This is a genomic window from Tenacibaculum finnmarkense genomovar ulcerans, from assembly GCF_900239495.1.
In the GTDB taxonomy this organism is placed as follows: domain Bacteria; phylum Bacteroidota; class Bacteroidia; order Flavobacteriales; family Flavobacteriaceae; genus Polaribacter; species Polaribacter ulcerans.
Map to the genome: position 1 here is coordinate 73,063 of NZ_OENE01000023.1, position 15,884 is coordinate 88,946.

A 15,884-nucleotide genomic window follows, 5' to 3' on the forward strand; every position below is an offset into this window, starting at 1 on the left:
AAATAGTTGACGATTAGTAACAATGCCTAGCCCCGATTGAAGCATTTGTTTGAGCTCTTTTTTATTTTTCTTTTTGAAAAAATAAAAAAAGCGAGTGCGGAAAGCGGGAAATTGCTTCAAAATAAAACAACAAAACAAAACTCTAAATACCTTTATATAGTTCCTATTTTTAGAGTTTTAGTGTCGTATATTTATTTTTTCATTTAAATAAATTTTACAGATATTTTTAAATTTATACTTTACTTTTACACTCTAATTTAAAAAATCATAAAATGGAACAAAACATCCTAAAATTAAAAGACCTTTTATTTGAATTTGGCCCAAAAGTAATTTCGGCATTAATTCTTTTATTTGTAGGGCTTTGGGTTATTAAAATTGTAACAAAAGCAGTAAATCAATTAATGCTAAAACGTAATTTAGACGCCTCTTTACAAGGTTTTTTAGCTAGTTTAATTGGCTGGGGTTTAAAAATATTTTTATTCGTTACTGTTGCAGGTCAATTAGGGATAGAAACAACCTCTTTTGCAGCAATTATCGCCGCTTTAGGTTTGGCTATTGGTATGGCATTACAAGGTGCTTTATCTAACTTTGCAGGTGGTGCATTAATTATGGTTTTTAAGCCTTTTAAAATTGGTGACTATATTGAAGCCCAAGGTGAACAAGGTACTGTTAAAGAGATTCAAATTTTTACAACAAAATTAAATACTGTTGATAATAAAGAAGTAATTGTTCCTAACGGGATATTATCTAACGGAAATATTGTTAATTATTCTTCGGAAGAAAACAGGCGTGTTGATTTGGTTTTTGGCGTTTCTTATGATGCTGATATCAAACAAACAAAAGAGGTATTGTTAAGTGTTTTAAACAATACTCCTTATGCTTTGAAAAATCCTGAACCTGCTGTTATGGTTAGTGAATTAGCAGATAGTTCTGTTAATTTTACCACAAGAACTTGGGTGAAATCTGCCGATTATTGGACGGCTCATTTTTATATTATTGAAAATATGAAAATAGCATTAGACAAGGCTGGAATTGAAATTCCTTATCCACATGCTGTTGAAATTCAAAAAGAAGCTTAAACTTTCTTTTTTTCAACACCAGCAACAAAATCTTTTAAATAAAAAGGTTCAAAATAAGCGACATCTTCGATGTCGTTTTTTTTGTATTTAGCCTCACTTAATACTGCCATTTGTGTTGCCGACGGAAATTTATCTTCAATAAAAATAGCGTTATCATGCTGTAATACTTCTTTACATTTGGCTGCTCCATCGCCTAAGAAATAAACGTTTCCTTGTGCTAATTCTTCTTTAAAAGAGTTTTCATCAATAATTTGAGCTTGAATTTCACGTACATCTTCATATTTTGAGTTGTAAACTGCTGAATATACTTCCATTCTTCGAGCGTCTAACATCGGTACAATTAAACCCTGATCTACAGAAATACTATGTGCTAATGAATTTAATGTTTCAATAGAAATCAACGGTTTATCTATGGCAAAACAAATTCCTTTTGCTGCCGAAACACCAATGCGAAGCCCTGTGTATGAACCTGGTCCTTTACTAACCGCTACGGCATCAATATTAGGAGCTGTTATCTTTGCTTGGGTTAAAAGTTCTTGAATAAATGGATGTAATTTTTCTGCATGAGAGTAATTACCGTCGTTTAATTCTCTAATAGCGATAATTTCGCCATTTTCTGCTAAGCATACCGAACAATTTTTGGTTGCTGTTTCTATATTTAAAATTATTGCCAATTGAAATCTATTTATTTATTACAAATTTTTTGCAAAGATACATTATAAACAAAAAATGGCGTTAGTTTTTACATAACGCCGTTTTTTAGTATAAAATAATGTGATTATTAATCAACAATAGCTTCTCCAAAATAGAATTTTAAGACTTTTGTTTTAAACACATAATCGTATTTAGAGCGAATCATTACGCCTTGAGCTGTTACCAACCTATTGCGTACTTGGTCAAAATCAAATTGTGTTATTGATCCGTAATTATAACCTACTTGTGCATTTTTAAAGGCTTCTTGTTGTGCTTCTAATGATATTTTTGCTACTTCAAATGTTTTTGCTGCTGCTTTGGCTTCTAAAAATGACGTTGTTATTTCTTGTTCTAATTGTAATTGTTTGCTTTGTAAATTAAAAGTACTTTGTTCTTTGTTAATTGCAGCTTTTGCAACCCTATTTTTAGTTTGAAAACGATTGAATAAAGGCACATTTAATGAAAGTCCAATACCATAGCCTAAATTATCTTTTAATTGTTTAAAAAAGTAAGTGTTGGGTTTTTGCCCTGGAAGTAAATCAAAACTATGCCCAAAATTTGTGGCGGCATTTGCTGAGGCTGTTAGTGTTGGTAAATATGCTCCTTTTGCCATTTCAATGCTTAAATCTGCATTTTTAATATTCAATTTAGCATTGGCTATTTCAGGTCTGTTTGTAAGCGCTTTGCTGTAAACAATTTGCGCCGAATCATACAATAAAGCAGCAGATGGTGCGTCAATTTTTATAGCTGCTACATCAAAATTAGGGCTAGAAACTTGCAATACTTGCTTTAAATTTAACAAGGCTAAGTTTAAGGTGTTTTCTTGTAGCACTAACTTTTGTTGGTCATTAGCAGCAGTTGCTTTTGCATTTAATAAGTCAGTTTTTGGTATTGCACCTGCCTCAAATTTTATAGTTGCTTGTGCTGTTTGATTTTTACTAATTTCAGATTGCACCTTAGCGACCTTTAAGTTTTCTTTTGCAAACAGTACATTTAAATAGTAATTTACAACGTTTAAAGAAATATCATTGGTTATTTTGGCTACCTCTAATTTACGTGCTTGAACACCTAATTTCGCTTGTTTTAAAGTGTTTAAATTTCTAAAACCATTAAAAATTGTTACCCCTGTATTTAAACTATATGAGTTTCCAAAGGTATTTTGTGACACTAAATTTCTTGTAACAGGATGTAAAGTAGAACCAAAACCTAAGTTGGTACTTGCAGAACCGTTTAGGTTGGGTAAAAAATTACCTTTTGCTATTTCTGTATCTTTTTCAGCTAATTTAATTTGTAGCTTATTTTGTTTAATAGTAATATTATTTTCTAATGCGTGATTAACACATTGTTTTAGTGTCCATTGTTTTTGAGAAAAACCAGCTATCGAAGTAAATAAAGCGGCGAGTATTACAATTTTTGTTTTCAAGACGAATGTTTTTAATATATAGTTAGCTAATTCAAAGAAATCATCAATAAAATGAAATTACTAAGTTATTGATTACTAAACGATGCGTTTTTAAACAGGCTTCTTTTTTATTTTTAAGTATAATGAAAAAACCAGTGTTTTCTTTTTTTATAAGACGACTAAAATGGATATATGTTACAAAAAAAAACACTCTTATTTAGAGTGTTCATTTTTTAATACTTTTTTGATGATTTTTTATGTTTATAGATAAAGTAAAATAATACTCCTACTAAAATATAAGGAAATATCATTAAATAGGTAATTCCGTTATTAACGCCCTCGGCAATGGTTTCATTTCCGCCTTCTACAACTGCTTTACACATGGCGCATTGGGCATTTACATCCGCAGAAATAATTAATACTAAAATTATTAAAAGTTTTTTATACATAATATGGAGATATCATTAAATACACAATTACACCTGTTACAGCAACATATAGCCATAAAGGAAACGTAATTTTTGCTATTTTTTTATGTTCAGGAAAATCACCTAAGCGAGCTCTCATAAAGGTAATCAATACAAAAGGAATTACAATTATTGATAATATAATATGTGTTATCAGAATAAATAAATAGATATATTTCACAATTCCTTGCCCTCCAAATGAGGTAGAATCTGAAGTCATATGATATGCCACATACAGTACTAAAAACAGTGCCGAACAAGCAATTGCTGTAGTATTTAGCTGTTCGTGTAATTTTTTATTTCCTTTTTTAATCGCAATTACTGATGCTATTAATAATACAGCGGTTAGTCCGTTTATACTCGCATATATTGGTGGTAAAAACGATAATGGCTCAACATTAGGAATTTTAATTCCAAACAATGCCGCCACAGCTATTGGAATTACAATAGATACAATGCTGATTAATTTTTTATATTTTTGTTCTTTTGTATTCATAATACTTGTTTAAATTATTCCTTTAATAATAACTTAATATCTTGTTTTAATTCTTTAATTTGATTTCCAAAACCGTGTTCATCTAAGGCTCGATAATACATAATAGGATTTGCGTGTTCGTCATAACGAGAGCGGATATTTCCGTTTTTATCGACCAAAGCAAACAAGCCTGAATGTTCAAAACCTCCGTGCGAAACTTCTCCTTTTCCTACAAATAGTTTAAATCCTTTATTCGATAAATCATACACAACATCTTCAGATTTACCTGTTAATAAATGCCAGTTTTTATGATTAATGCCATTTTGAAGTGCATATTGTTTTAATTGCCTTGGGCTATCAATTTCGGGAGTAATCGAAAAAGAAGCAATTCCGAAGTTAGGATTCCCTATAAATTCATTTTGAATCGTAACCATTTGAGCATTCATTATAGGGCAAATACTTGGGCAACTAGCAAAGAAAAACTCTACAACATATACTTTATTTTCAAAATCTTTGTTGCTAATTGTTTTACCATTTTGATTGATAAACTCAAAACTTGGTACTTTATTAAAAGTATGTAAATCGGAAGTTTGAAAATGTTTTACAATTTTTGGTACCGAATAAATACCAAATAATAAAATTATAAACGAAATTCCAACGTATGAATAGTTATTTTTTTTCATTTGAAATACTGTTTTTTCTTCGGTCGTCACTACTATTATTCTTTTTCAATGCCATTTTATATTCGACTAAAACAACGCTGATATCATCAATCATATCATTTTTAAGTTCGGCTACAGAACTCATCGTATAACCAAATAAATTTTCGTTTTCTAAACTCTTAATGGTTGATTTACCTCTTCTTAAATTAAGTTCTTTATCAATAATATAGGCTTTTGGTGAATGAATATTTTTATCTAAAAGATTTGGAGTCTTAAAGCTTTCGTGTAAGGCTTGCATTTCTTCGGATGAAGCAAAAATAAAATCCCACCTGCTTAAATCAGTATTAACACTTAGCATTTTTTTCAGAGCTTCTATTTCTTCTTTCTGGCTTTTATCAACCAAAGAAATCATTTGAAAACTTACATAATTAGAAAACTTATTGTAAATTTTTTCCTTTAAGTTATACACTTCTCCTTTTGCCAAGGCGATGTCGTTTCCTAAAAAAGTAACTACCGATACTCTTCTGTCAAAAGAAATACTTTTATCAATTAGCGAAATATCGATAACACTTTTAGATACGATTGGTAACTTTCCAAAATTATGCGTTCCTAATTGTAGTAATATATAAAACAATAATGGCACTATAAATAGTGCAAATAATACCGTAAATTTTTTAAAATTTTTCATTTTAAATCTAATTCAGTTCTAATTAAAGTCAAAAAAAGGTGGTTAAAACCACCTTTTTTCTAAAAATTTTATTTGATTACCATTTTACTAATGGCGCTAATGTTTCATGTAAATAATTACCTTCTATTAAAATAATAAATAGTAAATAAGAAACTAAAAATACCGCTGTCCAAACAATTGATCTTCTAAACCATGTTTTTTCGCCTTCTAAGTGCATAAATGCCCAAGCAATATAATATGCTTTAACAAGGGTTAAAATGATGAAAATCCAGTTTAACCAACTAGTACCTACTCCGTTTAAATGTAATGAATCTGGCTTAATAATACCTAGTATTACTTCTACAGTTGTCAGCATTGTTAAAATTGCTAAAACAATCCAGATTCTTTTTTTATTTGATTCGTGTGCGTGACCCATTTTAATATCGTTTTTTAATTATACTAAATAGAAAAAGGTGAATACAAATACCCAAACTAAATCTACAAAGTGCCAATATAAACCTACTTTTTCAACCATTTCATAGTGTCCTCTACGTTCGTAAGTACCTAAAACTACATTGAAAAATATAATAATATTTAAGATAATTCCTGATAATACGTGAAAACCGTGGAAACCTGTAATAAAGAAAAAGAAATCTGCAAAAATAGGATTCCCATATTCATTTTCATGTAAATTAGCTCCTTCAACAACCTTGGTTATTAAAGGTAATTTAGCTAAACTTTCAGCTCTTGATAAAACTATTTTTTGCTTTGTAGCAAGGTCTAATTTTTCCGTTCTTATTAATAAAGAAGGATCTGCTTTAAAAGCTTCTTGAATTTGTGCTACTGAATACTCAGAAACTGTTGCTTCTTTTTCAAACCACAACCCGTTTTCACGTGTGTGCTGAATTCTATCATCTTTTCTTTGCGCGTGTACAAAATCAGCTAAAGCTATTTGATGATATTTAGGATTTCCTTCAGCATCAACACCATCTTGTTTTGCAAATTGCAAAATATGATTGTTAGTCGTTTTAACAGCTCCATAAGAACCGTTGATAAAGTTTTTCCACTCCCATGCTTGTGATCCTACGAAAATAATTCCGAAAATGATCGTTGCAAACATATACCAAGCAACTTTATTTTTTTTCTTTTGATGACCCGCATCAACCGCTAACACCATTGTTACTGATGATATGATTAAAATAAATGTCATTAAGGCTACATAATACATCGGTGCATGCACACCATGTAAGCCCGGAAAGTGAGTAAACACTTCATCGGCGATTGGCCATGAATCAATAAATTTAAAACGAGTTAATCCATAAGCGGCTAAAAAACCTGAAAAGGTTAACGCATCTGAAACGATGAAAAACCACATCATCATTTTACCATAAGTAGCACCAAATGGTTTTTCACCACCGCCGCCCCAGGCTTCTTTCTTGTCAGAATTTACAGCAATATTTGCTTCCATAAATCTTTTTTTGTTAATTTTTGTTAAAACAGTGTGCCAAAATTACGCAATTTTCATCATCTTATGAAATAGAAAAAGAAAAATAGATAAATCCATAAAATATCTACAAAATGCCAGAAGATTCCACCTAACTCAAAGCCAAGCGTATCAGCTGATGAATATTTCTTTTTAAAATGATTATAAATAACGACTAACAGTACAATTATACCCGCTAAAAGGTGTAAAATATGCATGAATGTTATCCCTAAAACAAACGAGGTAGAAACGGTACTTTCAGGTCCTGTAAAAAATAAACCTACAGCTCTTAATTCATTAAAACCTACATATTGGAACCATACAAAACCAATTCCTAAGACTAAAGTTGCCAACAAAAAGAGCAACGATGCTTTTAAATTATCTTTTTTTAATAATAATTGCGATATTATTAAGGTAATACTACTTAGTATAATTAAAACGGTACTGATGTAAAATGCTTGTGGCAAATCAAAAGTAACCCAATCATCTCGTTTCTGACTTACCACGTAAGCACTTGTCAGCCCGGCAAAAAACATAGCCATACTAATCATCGAAATCCATAACATTGGTTTAGCTGATTTTCTTTTACCAGCCCTTAATTCTTCTTGTAAAGTTTGTGCGCTCATTTTTATTAGTGTAAAAATTTATCGACCACATAAATTATAGGTACGATTGTTATATAAAAAACACTGGCTAACATTAATTTTCGTGCGTCAGTATTTTTTTCTGATTTATATAATTGAAAAGCATAATACAACATTAACACTCCTAATAATGATACTATTACAGCGGTTAATGGATAAATATAAAAGTTACCTGTTACTTTTAACACCGGTGCTACCGACATTAAAATCATAATACAGGTATAAAAAATTATTTGGATAACTGCTCCTTTGTCTTTTTTATCCATAGGAAGCATGTGTAAGCCTGCTTTATTATACTCTTCAAATTGCAACCAACCAATTGCCCAAAAATGAGGAAATTGCCAGAAAAACTGAATCATAAATAAAAATCCTGCTTCAATACCAAAATGACCTGTTGCAGCAACCCAACCTAACATAAAAGGAATCGCTCCAGGAATCGCACCTACAAATACAGCCAAAGGTGTTACGGCTTTTAAAGGCGTGTAAGCACTGGTGTATAAAAAAATAGAGACCGCTCCAAACAAAGCGCATTTAGGATCAATGGCGTATAAAACACCAATACCGACTATGGTAAAAATAATCGCAATAGTTAATGCTACAGTTGTACTCATTCTGCCTGCTGGTAAAGGACGATCTTTAGTACGCTGCATTAAAGCATCAATATCTTTTTCAATTACTTGATTAAAAGCATTTGACGCTCCTACCATTAAATAACCTCCAAAGGCTAGTAAAAGTACAATGGTATAATCGATTGTTTCAGCCCCTAATAAGTACCCAGTAATAGAAGTAAAAACAACACTTATAGACAAACCTACTTTGGTTAATTGTTTAAAATCATTGAACAATGATTTTAAAGATACTTTATTATGTACGGGTGATTTTGAATTCAATGCGATGGTTATTTTATTTTTGCAAAGATATTTCTTTCTTACTTAACGACCATAAAAAAGGGGGCTAATTGAAATATTTTAAAAAAAAATGAAAAAAGTTTTTTTTATCTAATAAAAGGTTGTAGATTTGCACCCGCATTGCAACACATGCAAACGATCTTTAAAATAATTTTTGACTACGCGAAAGTAGCTCAGGGGTAGAGCATCACCTTGCCAAGGTGGGGGTCGCGGGTTCAAATCCCGTCTTTCGCTCTGAGACTTTCTTAAAAAATATTCCAATTTGATTGATTACAATCAAACACGCTGAAGTGGTGGAATTGGTAGACACGTTGGACTTAAAATCCAATGGCCTTTGGGCCGTGCGGGTTCAAGTCCCGCCTTCAGTACTAAGCCTCGCTTTTATTAGCGAGGTTTATTTTAAGAAAGAGTCAAAAAATTAAATATAAAAATCCACTTGCTGAAGTGGTGGAATTGGTAGACACGTTGGACTTAAAATCCAATGACCCTTGGGTCGTGCGGGTTCAAGTCCCGCCTTCAGTACTAAGCCTTAACATTTATTTGTTAAGGCTTTTTTATTGTCTTTTATTTAAATGATTGAAAGTTGAAAGTTTATCAATTTAATTACCAATAAATTTCAAACAGCTTCTTACATCTCACGTTTTTTTTAACAAAAAAATATCAAAAAGTAACCGTAAATTTGTTTTCTTAAATCATCAAAAATGAAAAAACAACACTTACAAGAAACCACTACATATTTAATCGATAACGGAATTACAAACCCCGAAATAGGAATTGTTTTAGGAACAGGACTTGGGAAATTAATCAACGAAATTGATATTGAAAAAGAAATTTTATATGCCGATATTCCTCATTTTCCACAAGCAACAGTTGAATCTCATTCAGGGAAATTAATTTATGGAACTTTATCAGGAAAAAAAGTACTTGTAATGGCGGGGCGTTTTCATGTTTATGAAGGTTATAATTTATGGGAAGTTACCTACGGAATTAGAACAATGCACAGCTTAGGAATTAAAAACTTACTAATTTCAAACGCCGCTGGAGCAATTAATTTAACCTATAAAAAAGGCGATTTAATGCTTTTAGAAGACCATTTAAACTTACAAGGCGGTTCTCCCCTAGCTTTTAAAGGTGCTAAAAATTTCGGTAATATTTTTGCAGATATGCTTGAACCATATTCTAAAAAAATCAATAATTTATTAAAAGAAATTGCAAGTAATAATAGCATAGAATTACATGAAGGAATGTATGCAAGTGTTGTAGGTCCGCAATTAGAAACTAGAGCAGAATACCGAATGTTACAAATTTTAGAAGCAGATGCTGTAGGGATGAGTACCGTTCCTGAAGTGATTGTAGCAAAGCAATTAAACCTTCCTTGTGCTGCTATTTCTGTTTTAACCGATGAGTGTGATCCTAAAAATTTACAGCCTGTAAATATTGCTGATATTATTGCTGTGGCGGGTAAAGCAGAACCAAAAATGATTGTATTATTTAAAGAATTAATCGCTAAATTATAATCTTATTTATAAATAAGCGCTATTAAATGAATAGTAGCTAGCATTAAAAGTATTGATAAAAAAAATAGCCTTGAAATAAATCAAGGCTATTTTTATAATTAAAAGATATTTTACTTTGATAATTCGGTGAAATACTCATAAAAATAAGGAATTGTTTCAATTCCTTTTAGGTAATTCCAAACACCAAAATGTTCGTTTGGCGAATGAATGGCATCCGAATTTAATCCGAAGCCCATTAAAATACTTTTACTATTTAATTCTTCTTCAAACAAAGAAACAATAGGAATACTTCCTCCACTACGTTGCGGAATTGGCGCTTTCCCAAAGGTTTTTGTATAAGCTTTACTTGCCGATTTATAACCAATATTGTCAATTGGCGTAACATAACCATGCCCTCCGTGATGCGGAGTTACTTTTACTGTAACCGAATCTGGAGCTAAACTTTTAAAGTACGTAGTAAACTTCTCTGTAATTTCATCAGGAGTTTGGTGTGGTACCAAACGCATAGAAATTTTGGCATAAGCTTTTGACGCAATTACCGTTTTTGCACCTTCGCCAGTATAGCCTCCCCAAATTCCATTTACATCTAAAGTTGGGCGGATTGAGTTACGTTCGTTTGTCGTATAGCCTTGTTCACCATGTACTTCTTTAATATCTAAAGCTTCTTTGTAAGCTTCTATCGAAAAAGGAGCTTTCGCCATTTCTGCACGCTCTTCCAAACTTAATTCTTCTACATTATCGTAAAAACCAGGAATCGTAATTTGGTTTTTATCGTCTTGTAAAGAAGCGATCATTTTTGTTAATATATTTATAGGATTTGCCACAGCTCCACCATATAAACCTGAATGTAAATCTCTATTAGGACCTGTAACCTCAACCTCTACGTAACTCAATCCTCGTAAACCTGTAGTAATAGAAGGTACATCTTTGGCTATCATTCCTGTATCAGAAATTAAAATAACATCGTTGGCTAATTTTTCTTTATTTCTAGGAACAAACCAAGCTAAACTCTCTGAACCAACTTCCTCTTCACCTTCAATCATAAATTTAACATTACAAGGTAAATTCCCTGTATTTGTCATGTATTCTAGCGCTTTTACGTGCATATACATCTGTCCTTTATCATCACAAGCACCACGAGCAAAAATTGCTCCTTCAGGATGAATATCTGTTTTTTTAATAACAGGCTCAAACGGTGGCGAAGTCCATAATTCGATAGGATCGGCTGGTTGTACATCATAATGACCATACACCAAAATAGTTGGTAAGCTAGAATCGATTATTTTTTCACCATAAATAATAGGATATCCTGGAGTTTCACAAATTTCTACTTTATCGCAACCTGCTTTTTCCAAGCTTTCTTTTACAAAGTCAGCAGTATTTAACACGTCCTTTTTGTAGGCAGGATCGGCACTTACTGAAGGTATTTTTAATAAATCGATAAGTTCATTTATAAACCTATCTTTATGTTGCTCAATGTATTTTTGTACGTTTTCCATCTGTTGTTATTTAATATCTCACAAAAATAATAAATTTTTGGTGCTTCTGCTTTGTAGTTTCGAAGTATTGTTTATATTTGCACCCACAATTACCTAGGTACGCGGGCGTGGTGGAATTGGTAGACACGCTAGACTTAGGATCTAGTGCCGCAAGGTGTGAGAGTTCGAGTCTCTCTGCCCGTACTTCAATTAAAAAACCCTTAATTCTTTCGAATTAAGGGTTTTTTGTTGGTTGAAATAGTTTTTTTAACCCGAGAATATAATCAAATTATCTGCGATTAAATTATTATTGAATAAAACTTAAAAAGGCATTATTTTTAAAGAATTTGTAATTTTAAGCAAAAAAACAATATATATATATTCGTGAAAAACTTAAAAGATATGAGGGTTAGGATTAAAAACACGGTAAACTTATTAAAATTAGGGCTTCTTTTATTTGGATGTTCCTTGTTATGGAATTGTAATGATGAAATTAATATTTCACAAGAAAAAGATACAGAACAAGTAAACAAAGCAAAAATAGAAATAGTTTCTTTTGATGCTTTTCCTAAAGAACTTAAAAATAAAATATTTTCACTATCTAAAACAGCATATAGAGGAAAAGGTGCTACTTTAAAAAAGGAAGCCTTAAATCGTTTTTTTAAACCTGAAGCAACTATTGTTACCAGTAGAAATGGAATTAAAACATATTCATTACACTTAAAAAAGGAGACGAATATTAACGTTTTTTTAAAACAAGAATTTTCAAATGAATTAAGAGGTTTTTGTAAATACTAAAAATAGAATTGGAGCATACAAGACTCCTAAACCAGGAGTTATTATTGCTAATATGGATAATGGAGATTACATCATTTATAGAACCTTTTCTGCTTCTGGCTTTCCAGCAACATTAGAGTTTAATTTTTCTAAATTGTTAATTAATAAAAGACCTGCAATTATTAAATTCACTAAATAGAATGGAAAATATAAATATTTTTGAAGAAAAATACTCTTTTGCTGTTACATCTGAAATTGTCGAATATTTACCTCATTTATTCTACATAGAAGACCATGAAGATCAATCTATATTAAAAAATAGAACTCTTCATATTTTGAAAAAAGTATTAGACCTAGATATTCTAGAAGTAATTGAATGGATAGCAAAACCTGAATTGGAAAACAAAAATTTAACAACAGATGAAATCATCAAACATATTGATGAAATTTGGTTTGAAGGTGCTGAATTTCCAGATTTCTATGCAATGGTTGAATTTGGATCAACAAAATGGTATAAATCAAAATTAAACGAATTAGGTTTAACACATGATATAACTGATTGGGATTTGTTTGTTAGAAATAAAATTGGAGATTTAGAAAAATGGATAAAAGAAAACAGGCCTAAATAAAATATAAATTATAACCACACATATAAAAAACAGCAGTTAAATCTAAATTATGACGTTTACTTTAATTGCTGTTTATAAAAGACTAGAAATTATTTATTTGAAATTTTAAATTCAGAGCAATACAATTGATAATATTAAGAATGATGCTATTTTAGAACGAAATTCAGAGGTTCTTGAAAAAAATATCAAAAATCATTTGGTACAATTATGGATTGCATTTTTAAAAAAGATATAACAGATAATAATATTATTTTAATGAAATTAAAATTAAATAGCACTATTCAATTATAAATTTAAAATTCGATTTAGAACAGAATGACATTATGATTAAGGGAAATTTAAAGCTAAGTGATAAGTTTTTGATAAGACTATATAAATAGAATTTTGAAAAGAAAAGAAGTACCTTTAAAAGAACCTATAAACGATTAAAAATTGGTTTTCATAATTATTTAAAGCATTGATTATTAATGGCTTTTTGCGTGTGTTTCTAAGGTTTTTAAACTTAGGATCTGGTGCCGCAAGCTGTGAGAGTTCGAGTCTCTCTGCCCATACTTTAATTATAAAACCCTTAATTCTTTCGAATTAAGGGTTTTTTGTTGGTTTAAAATTACTTTAAAATCATTATTTTCAAGCATTAAACAAAATAATAACGTTTTTTCACTCCTTGGTCAACTCTCTAAATAAACTCTCTAAATTTTTATTTTCGGTATTTAAACCTAGTATTTTCAAGCCATTTTCTTGAGCGAAATCAAAAATTACAGGACGCATATCTTCGGATGTTTCAAAAGTCAGTATCCAGTTGTTTTCAACCGTATTTTTATAATGTACAATATTTGGTAAACGCTGAATAAACTGCTCTTCTAGCTTATAATCAAAGGTTACTTTTATAATTTGTTCTTTGCTTGTTTTAAGTTCGGCAATAGGTTTATCAATAACTATTTTACCTTTATTAATAATAATTACTCGGGCACAAACCGCCTCTACTTCTTGCATAATATGCGTAGAAATTAAAACTGTTTTATCTTTACCAAGTTCTTTAATTAATTCACGGATTTCAACCAACTGATTTGGGTCTAAACCTGTGGTTGGTTCATCTAAAATTAACACTTCAGGGTCGTGTAAAATAGCCGCTGCCAAGCCTACTCTTTGACGATATCCTTTTGATAATTGCCCTATTTTTTTATGGGCTTCAGAAGTTAATCCAACCTTTTCAATTACCTCGGCTATTTTGGTTTTTGAAACCTTGTAAATACCTGCTTGAAATTGCAAATATTCCCGAACATACATCTCTAAATACAACGGATTATGCTCTGGCAAATAACCAATTTTTTTTTGCGCTTCAATAGGATTTTTAAGCACATCGATGCCACTTACAAAAACAGTTCCTTCACTTGGGAGAATAAAACCTGTTAAAATTTTCATACTCGTTGATTTCCCAGCACCATTTGGTCCTAAAAAACCAACGATTTCTCCTTTTTGAGCATCAAAAGAAATATTATTTACGGCTTTTTGACTGCCATAAAATTTAGAAATTTCGGTAAGTTGTATTGACATTTTATCGCTATATTTTTATCAAAAAAATTAAACCAATCTATTATTTTTTCTTTAGATAAGAAACGAAACTATAATCATATTTGTTTTTTTCATCCGCTTTAAAATCTTCTCTAGCGGTTTGTTTCCAAATATTCAAATCAATTTCAGGGAAAAAAACATCTGCTTCAAACTCTTGATGTACCAAACAAATATCTAGCTTATCTACTAAATTATTTTCAAGTGCTTGCTTGTAAATTTGTGCACCTCCAATAATAAAAATATCGGTTTCATCTTTTGATAAATCAATAGCTTTCTCAATAGAATCAGCAATTAAACAGCCTTCTTTAACGTAATTTTTATTTCTGCTGATAATAACAGAAGTACGGTTTGGCAAAGGCTTCCCGATGCTTTCAAAGGTATTTCGTCCCATTAAAATATGATGCCCCGAAGTTACTTTTTTAAAGCGTTTTAAATCGGCAGGTAAATGCCAGATTAAATCGTTTCCTTTCCCTAAAGCATTGTTCTTTGCTATTGCTGCAATTATTGTAATCATAGATTTTAATTTAATAAACGGCTATTTTCTTACGCTTTTATGCCGCTTTATTTTTTCTTTTCCGAAGATATAAAAAATTACACCGCCACCACACCTTTTATGTGCGGATGCGAATCATAACCAACTAATTCAAAATCTTCAAAGGTAAAATCTTCAATATTTTTAATTGCCGGGTTTATTTTCATCGTCGGAAGTGGTTTTGGGGTGCGAGAAACCTGCAAAGCTAATTGCTCTTGATGATTATTATAAATATGTGCATCACCAAAAGTATGGATAAACTCCCCTGCTTGATAGCCACAAACCTGTGCAATCATCATAGTAAATAAAGCGTAAGAAGCAATATTAAAAGGAACTCCTAAAAATATATCGGCACTTCGTTGGTATAATTGACATGATAATTTTCCATCAGCTACATAAAACTGAAAAAACGCATGACAGGGCGGTAAAGCGGCTTTTCCGTTGGCTACATTTTCTGAAAATGATTTTGAAGTATCGGTCATTACAGAAGGATTCCAAGCAGAAACCAACATTCTACGGCTATTCGGATTGTTCTTTAATGTATCAATTACCTCTTTTAACTGATCAATTTCATCGCTATTCCAGTTGCGCCATTGATGCCCATAAACAGGCCCTAAATCGCCATTTTCATCTGCCCAAGAATTCCAGATTTTAACACCATTTTCTTGTAAATATTTAATATTTGTATCGCCTTTTATAAACCAAAGTAATTCATAAATAATCGATTTTAAGTGCAACTTTTTAGTGGTTACCATCGGGAAACCTTTACTTAAATCAAATCGCATCTGATGCCCAAAAACACTTTTTGTACCTGTTCCTGTTCTATCTCCTTTTTCGTTTCCGTTGTCTAAAACCTGTTGTACTAAGTCTAAATATTGCTTCATTTGTTGTTGTTCTAA

At 31.0% G+C, this 15,884-nt stretch carries 18 protein-coding genes and 4 tRNA genes; 8 read left to right on the forward strand and 14 right to left on the reverse strand.

From position 1 onward, the window contains the following. Positions 1–272: 272 nt before the first annotated feature. Positions 273–1,079 (forward strand): mechanosensitive ion channel family protein, encoded by an 807-nt coding sequence (locus DPIF8902391_RS07835; RefSeq protein WP_101906896.1) that lies wholly within the window; start codon positions 273–275, stop codon positions 1,077–1,079. On the opposite strand, the gene tsaB is transcribed toward DPIF8902391_RS07835, so the two are convergent. The 10 genes from tsaB to cyoE all read right to left on the reverse strand — a co-directional run bounded on the left by tsaB (position 1,076) and on the right by cyoE (position 8,462). Next, positions 1,076–1,753 (reverse strand): tRNA (adenosine(37)-N6)-threonylcarbamoyltransferase complex dimerization subunit type 1 TsaB, encoded by a 678-nt coding sequence (gene tsaB / locus DPIF8902391_RS07840; RefSeq protein WP_172505497.1) that lies wholly within the window; start codon positions 1,751–1,753, stop codon positions 1,076–1,078. The genes DPIF8902391_RS07835 and tsaB overlap by 4 nt on opposite strands. A 107-nt stretch (positions 1,754–1,860) precedes the next feature. Next, complete coding sequence (locus tag DPIF8902391_RS07845) at positions 1,861–3,195, reverse strand: TolC family protein (protein ID WP_058885944.1); 1,335 nt, start codon at positions 3,193–3,195, stop codon at positions 1,861–1,863. 212 nt (positions 3,196–3,407) lie between these two features. Further along, entirely contained in the window at positions 3,408–3,623 is a 216-nt protein-coding gene (locus DPIF8902391_RS07850; protein ID WP_058885945.1) for a hypothetical protein, read from the reverse strand. Continuing rightward, the gene (locus DPIF8902391_RS07855) at positions 3,616–4,137 is read right to left on the reverse strand and encodes a DUF420 domain-containing protein (protein WP_058885946.1); all 522 of its coding nucleotides are present in this window, start codon (positions 4,135–4,137) and stop codon (positions 3,616–3,618) included. Before DPIF8902391_RS07855 ends, DPIF8902391_RS07850 begins: the two co-directional genes overlap by 8 nt. Positions 4,138–4,151: 14 nt before the next feature. Continuing rightward, complete coding sequence (locus DPIF8902391_RS07860) at positions 4,152–4,799, reverse strand: SCO family protein (RefSeq protein ID WP_172505498.1); 648 nt, start codon at positions 4,797–4,799, stop codon at positions 4,152–4,154. Then, positions 4,786–5,466 carry a hypothetical protein gene (locus tag DPIF8902391_RS07865; RefSeq protein ID WP_172505499.1) on the reverse strand — a complete coding sequence of 227 codons (681 nt, stop codon included), beginning with the start codon at positions 5,464–5,466 and terminating at the stop codon, positions 4,786–4,788. The genes DPIF8902391_RS07860 and DPIF8902391_RS07865 overlap by 14 nt, the downstream gene beginning before the upstream one ends. A gap of 76 nt (positions 5,467–5,542) precedes the next feature. Then, the gene (locus tag DPIF8902391_RS07870) at positions 5,543–5,881 is read right to left on the reverse strand and encodes a cytochrome C oxidase subunit IV family protein (RefSeq protein ID WP_058885949.1); all 339 of its coding nucleotides are present in this window, start codon (positions 5,879–5,881) and stop codon (positions 5,543–5,545) included. 18 nt (positions 5,882–5,899) lie between these two features. Continuing rightward, on the reverse strand, positions 5,900–6,913 hold the full coding sequence (locus tag DPIF8902391_RS07875; RefSeq protein WP_172505500.1) for a cytochrome c oxidase subunit 3: 1,014 nt from the start codon (positions 6,911–6,913) through the stop codon (positions 5,900–5,902). A gap of 56 nt (positions 6,914–6,969) precedes the next feature. Beyond that, positions 6,970–7,554 (reverse strand): cytochrome c oxidase subunit 3, encoded by a 585-nt coding sequence (locus DPIF8902391_RS07880; protein WP_101914969.1) that lies wholly within the window; start codon positions 7,552–7,554, stop codon positions 6,970–6,972. Between the two features lie 5 nt (positions 7,555–7,559). Next, positions 7,560–8,462, reverse strand: coding sequence for a heme o synthase (cyoE, locus tag DPIF8902391_RS07885; protein WP_172505501.1), 903 nt, complete (start codon positions 8,460–8,462; stop codon positions 7,560–7,562). A 180-nt stretch (positions 8,463–8,642) separates the two neighbouring features. On the opposite strand from cyoE, the gene DPIF8902391_RS07890 reads away from it, so the two are divergent. The 4 genes from DPIF8902391_RS07890 to DPIF8902391_RS07905 all read left to right on the forward strand — a co-directional run bounded on the left by DPIF8902391_RS07890 (position 8,643) and on the right by DPIF8902391_RS07905 (position 9,997). Then, a tRNA-Gly gene (locus tag DPIF8902391_RS07890) sits at positions 8,643–8,714 on the forward strand. Between the two features lie 50 nt (positions 8,715–8,764). Next, positions 8,765–8,848: transfer RNA gene (locus DPIF8902391_RS07895), tRNA-Leu, on the forward strand. 70 nt (positions 8,849–8,918) lie between these two features. Further along, positions 8,919–9,002, forward strand: a tRNA-Leu gene (locus tag DPIF8902391_RS07900). A gap of 179 nt (positions 9,003–9,181) precedes the next feature. Beyond that, positions 9,182–9,997 (forward strand): purine-nucleoside phosphorylase, encoded by an 816-nt coding sequence (locus DPIF8902391_RS07905; protein WP_101914973.1) that lies wholly within the window; start codon positions 9,182–9,184, stop codon positions 9,995–9,997. Between the two features lie 110 nt (positions 9,998–10,107). Here DPIF8902391_RS07905 and DPIF8902391_RS07910 read toward each other — a convergent pair whose 3' ends face one another. Beyond that, positions 10,108–11,496 carry a dipeptidase gene (locus DPIF8902391_RS07910; RefSeq protein WP_101914974.1) on the reverse strand — a complete coding sequence of 463 codons (1,389 nt, stop codon included), beginning with the start codon at positions 11,494–11,496 and terminating at the stop codon, positions 10,108–10,110. Positions 11,497–11,597: 101 nt separating this feature from the next. On the opposite strand from DPIF8902391_RS07910, the gene DPIF8902391_RS07915 reads away from it, so the two are divergent. The 3 genes from DPIF8902391_RS07915 to DPIF8902391_RS07925 all read left to right on the forward strand — a co-directional run bounded on the left by DPIF8902391_RS07915 (position 11,598) and on the right by DPIF8902391_RS07925 (position 12,881). Next, positions 11,598–11,679: transfer RNA gene (locus tag DPIF8902391_RS07915), tRNA-Leu, on the forward strand. 180 nt (positions 11,680–11,859) lie between these two features. Then, on the forward strand, positions 11,860–12,273 hold the full coding sequence (locus DPIF8902391_RS07920) for a hypothetical protein (protein ID WP_058885955.1): 414 nt from the start codon (positions 11,860–11,862) through the stop codon (positions 12,271–12,273). Positions 12,274–12,452: 179 nt separating this feature from the next. After that, a complete protein-coding gene (locus tag DPIF8902391_RS07925; RefSeq protein WP_172505502.1) occupies positions 12,453–12,881 on the forward strand; it encodes a hypothetical protein in 429 nt (142 codons plus the stop codon). Positions 12,882–13,538: 657 nt separating this feature from the next. On the opposite strand, the gene gldA is transcribed toward DPIF8902391_RS07925, so the two are convergent. The 3 genes from gldA to DPIF8902391_RS07940 form a co-directional block, all read right to left on the reverse strand. Next, a complete protein-coding gene (gene gldA, locus DPIF8902391_RS07930) occupies positions 13,539–14,435 on the reverse strand; it encodes a gliding motility-associated ABC transporter ATP-binding subunit GldA (protein WP_172505503.1) in 897 nt (298 codons plus the stop codon). 40 nt (positions 14,436–14,475) lie between these two features. Then, entirely contained in the window at positions 14,476–14,967 is a 492-nt protein-coding gene (locus DPIF8902391_RS07935) for a dihydrofolate reductase (RefSeq protein ID WP_172505504.1), read from the reverse strand. Positions 14,968–15,044: 77 nt separating this feature from the next. Continuing rightward, positions 15,045–15,869, reverse strand: a complete 825-nt coding sequence (locus DPIF8902391_RS07940) for a thymidylate synthase (RefSeq protein ID WP_058886317.1) — start codon at positions 15,867–15,869, stop codon at positions 15,045–15,047. Positions 15,870–15,884 lie beyond the last annotated feature (15 nt).

What these genes read in the sequence shown, in the direction of transcription:
- DPIF8902391_RS07850 (WP_058885945.1), bottom strand. Translation starts at nt 3,623, where the DNA reads ATGTATAAAAAACTTTTAATAATTTTAGTATTAATTATTTCTGCGGAT.
- DPIF8902391_RS07925 (WP_172505502.1), top strand. Translation starts at nt 12,453, where the DNA reads ATGGAAAATATAAATATTTTTGAAGAAAAATACTCTTTTGCTGTTACA.
- DPIF8902391_RS07905 (WP_101914973.1), top strand. Translation starts at nt 9,182, where the DNA reads ATGAAAAAACAACACTTACAAGAAACCACTACATATTTAATCGATAAC.
- DPIF8902391_RS07870 (WP_058885949.1), bottom strand. Translation starts at nt 5,881, where the DNA reads ATGGGTCACGCACACGAATCAAATAAAAAAAGAATCTGGATTGTTTTA.
- DPIF8902391_RS07835 (WP_101906896.1), top strand. Translation starts at nt 273, where the DNA reads ATGGAACAAAACATCCTAAAATTAAAAGACCTTTTATTTGAATTTGGC.
- DPIF8902391_RS07855 (WP_058885946.1), bottom strand. Translation starts at nt 4,137, where the DNA reads ATGAATACAAAAGAACAAAAATATAAAAAATTAATCAGCATTGTATCT.
- DPIF8902391_RS07865 (WP_172505499.1), bottom strand. Translation starts at nt 5,466, where the DNA reads ATGAAAAATTTTAAAAAATTTACGGTATTATTTGCACTATTTATAGTG.
- DPIF8902391_RS07910 (WP_101914974.1), bottom strand. Translation starts at nt 11,496, where the DNA reads ATGGAAAACGTACAAAAATACATTGAGCAACATAAAGATAGGTTTATA.
- DPIF8902391_RS07935 (WP_172505504.1), bottom strand. Translation starts at nt 14,967, where the DNA reads ATGATTACAATAATTGCAGCAATAGCAAAGAACAATGCTTTAGGGAAA.
- DPIF8902391_RS07940 (WP_058886317.1), bottom strand. Translation starts at nt 15,869, where the DNA reads ATGAAGCAATATTTAGACTTAGTACAACAGGTTTTAGACAACGGAAAC.
- DPIF8902391_RS07875 (WP_172505500.1), bottom strand. Translation starts at nt 6,913, where the DNA reads ATGGAAGCAAATATTGCTGTAAATTCTGACAAGAAAGAAGCCTGGGGC.
- DPIF8902391_RS07860 (WP_172505498.1), bottom strand. Translation starts at nt 4,799, where the DNA reads ATGAAAAAAAATAACTATTCATACGTTGGAATTTCGTTTATAATTTTA.
- DPIF8902391_RS07880 (WP_101914969.1), bottom strand. Translation starts at nt 7,554, where the DNA reads ATGAGCGCACAAACTTTACAAGAAGAATTAAGGGCTGGTAAAAGAAAA.
- gldA (WP_172505503.1), bottom strand. Translation starts at nt 14,435, where the DNA reads ATGTCAATACAACTTACCGAAATTTCTAAATTTTATGGCAGTCAAAAA.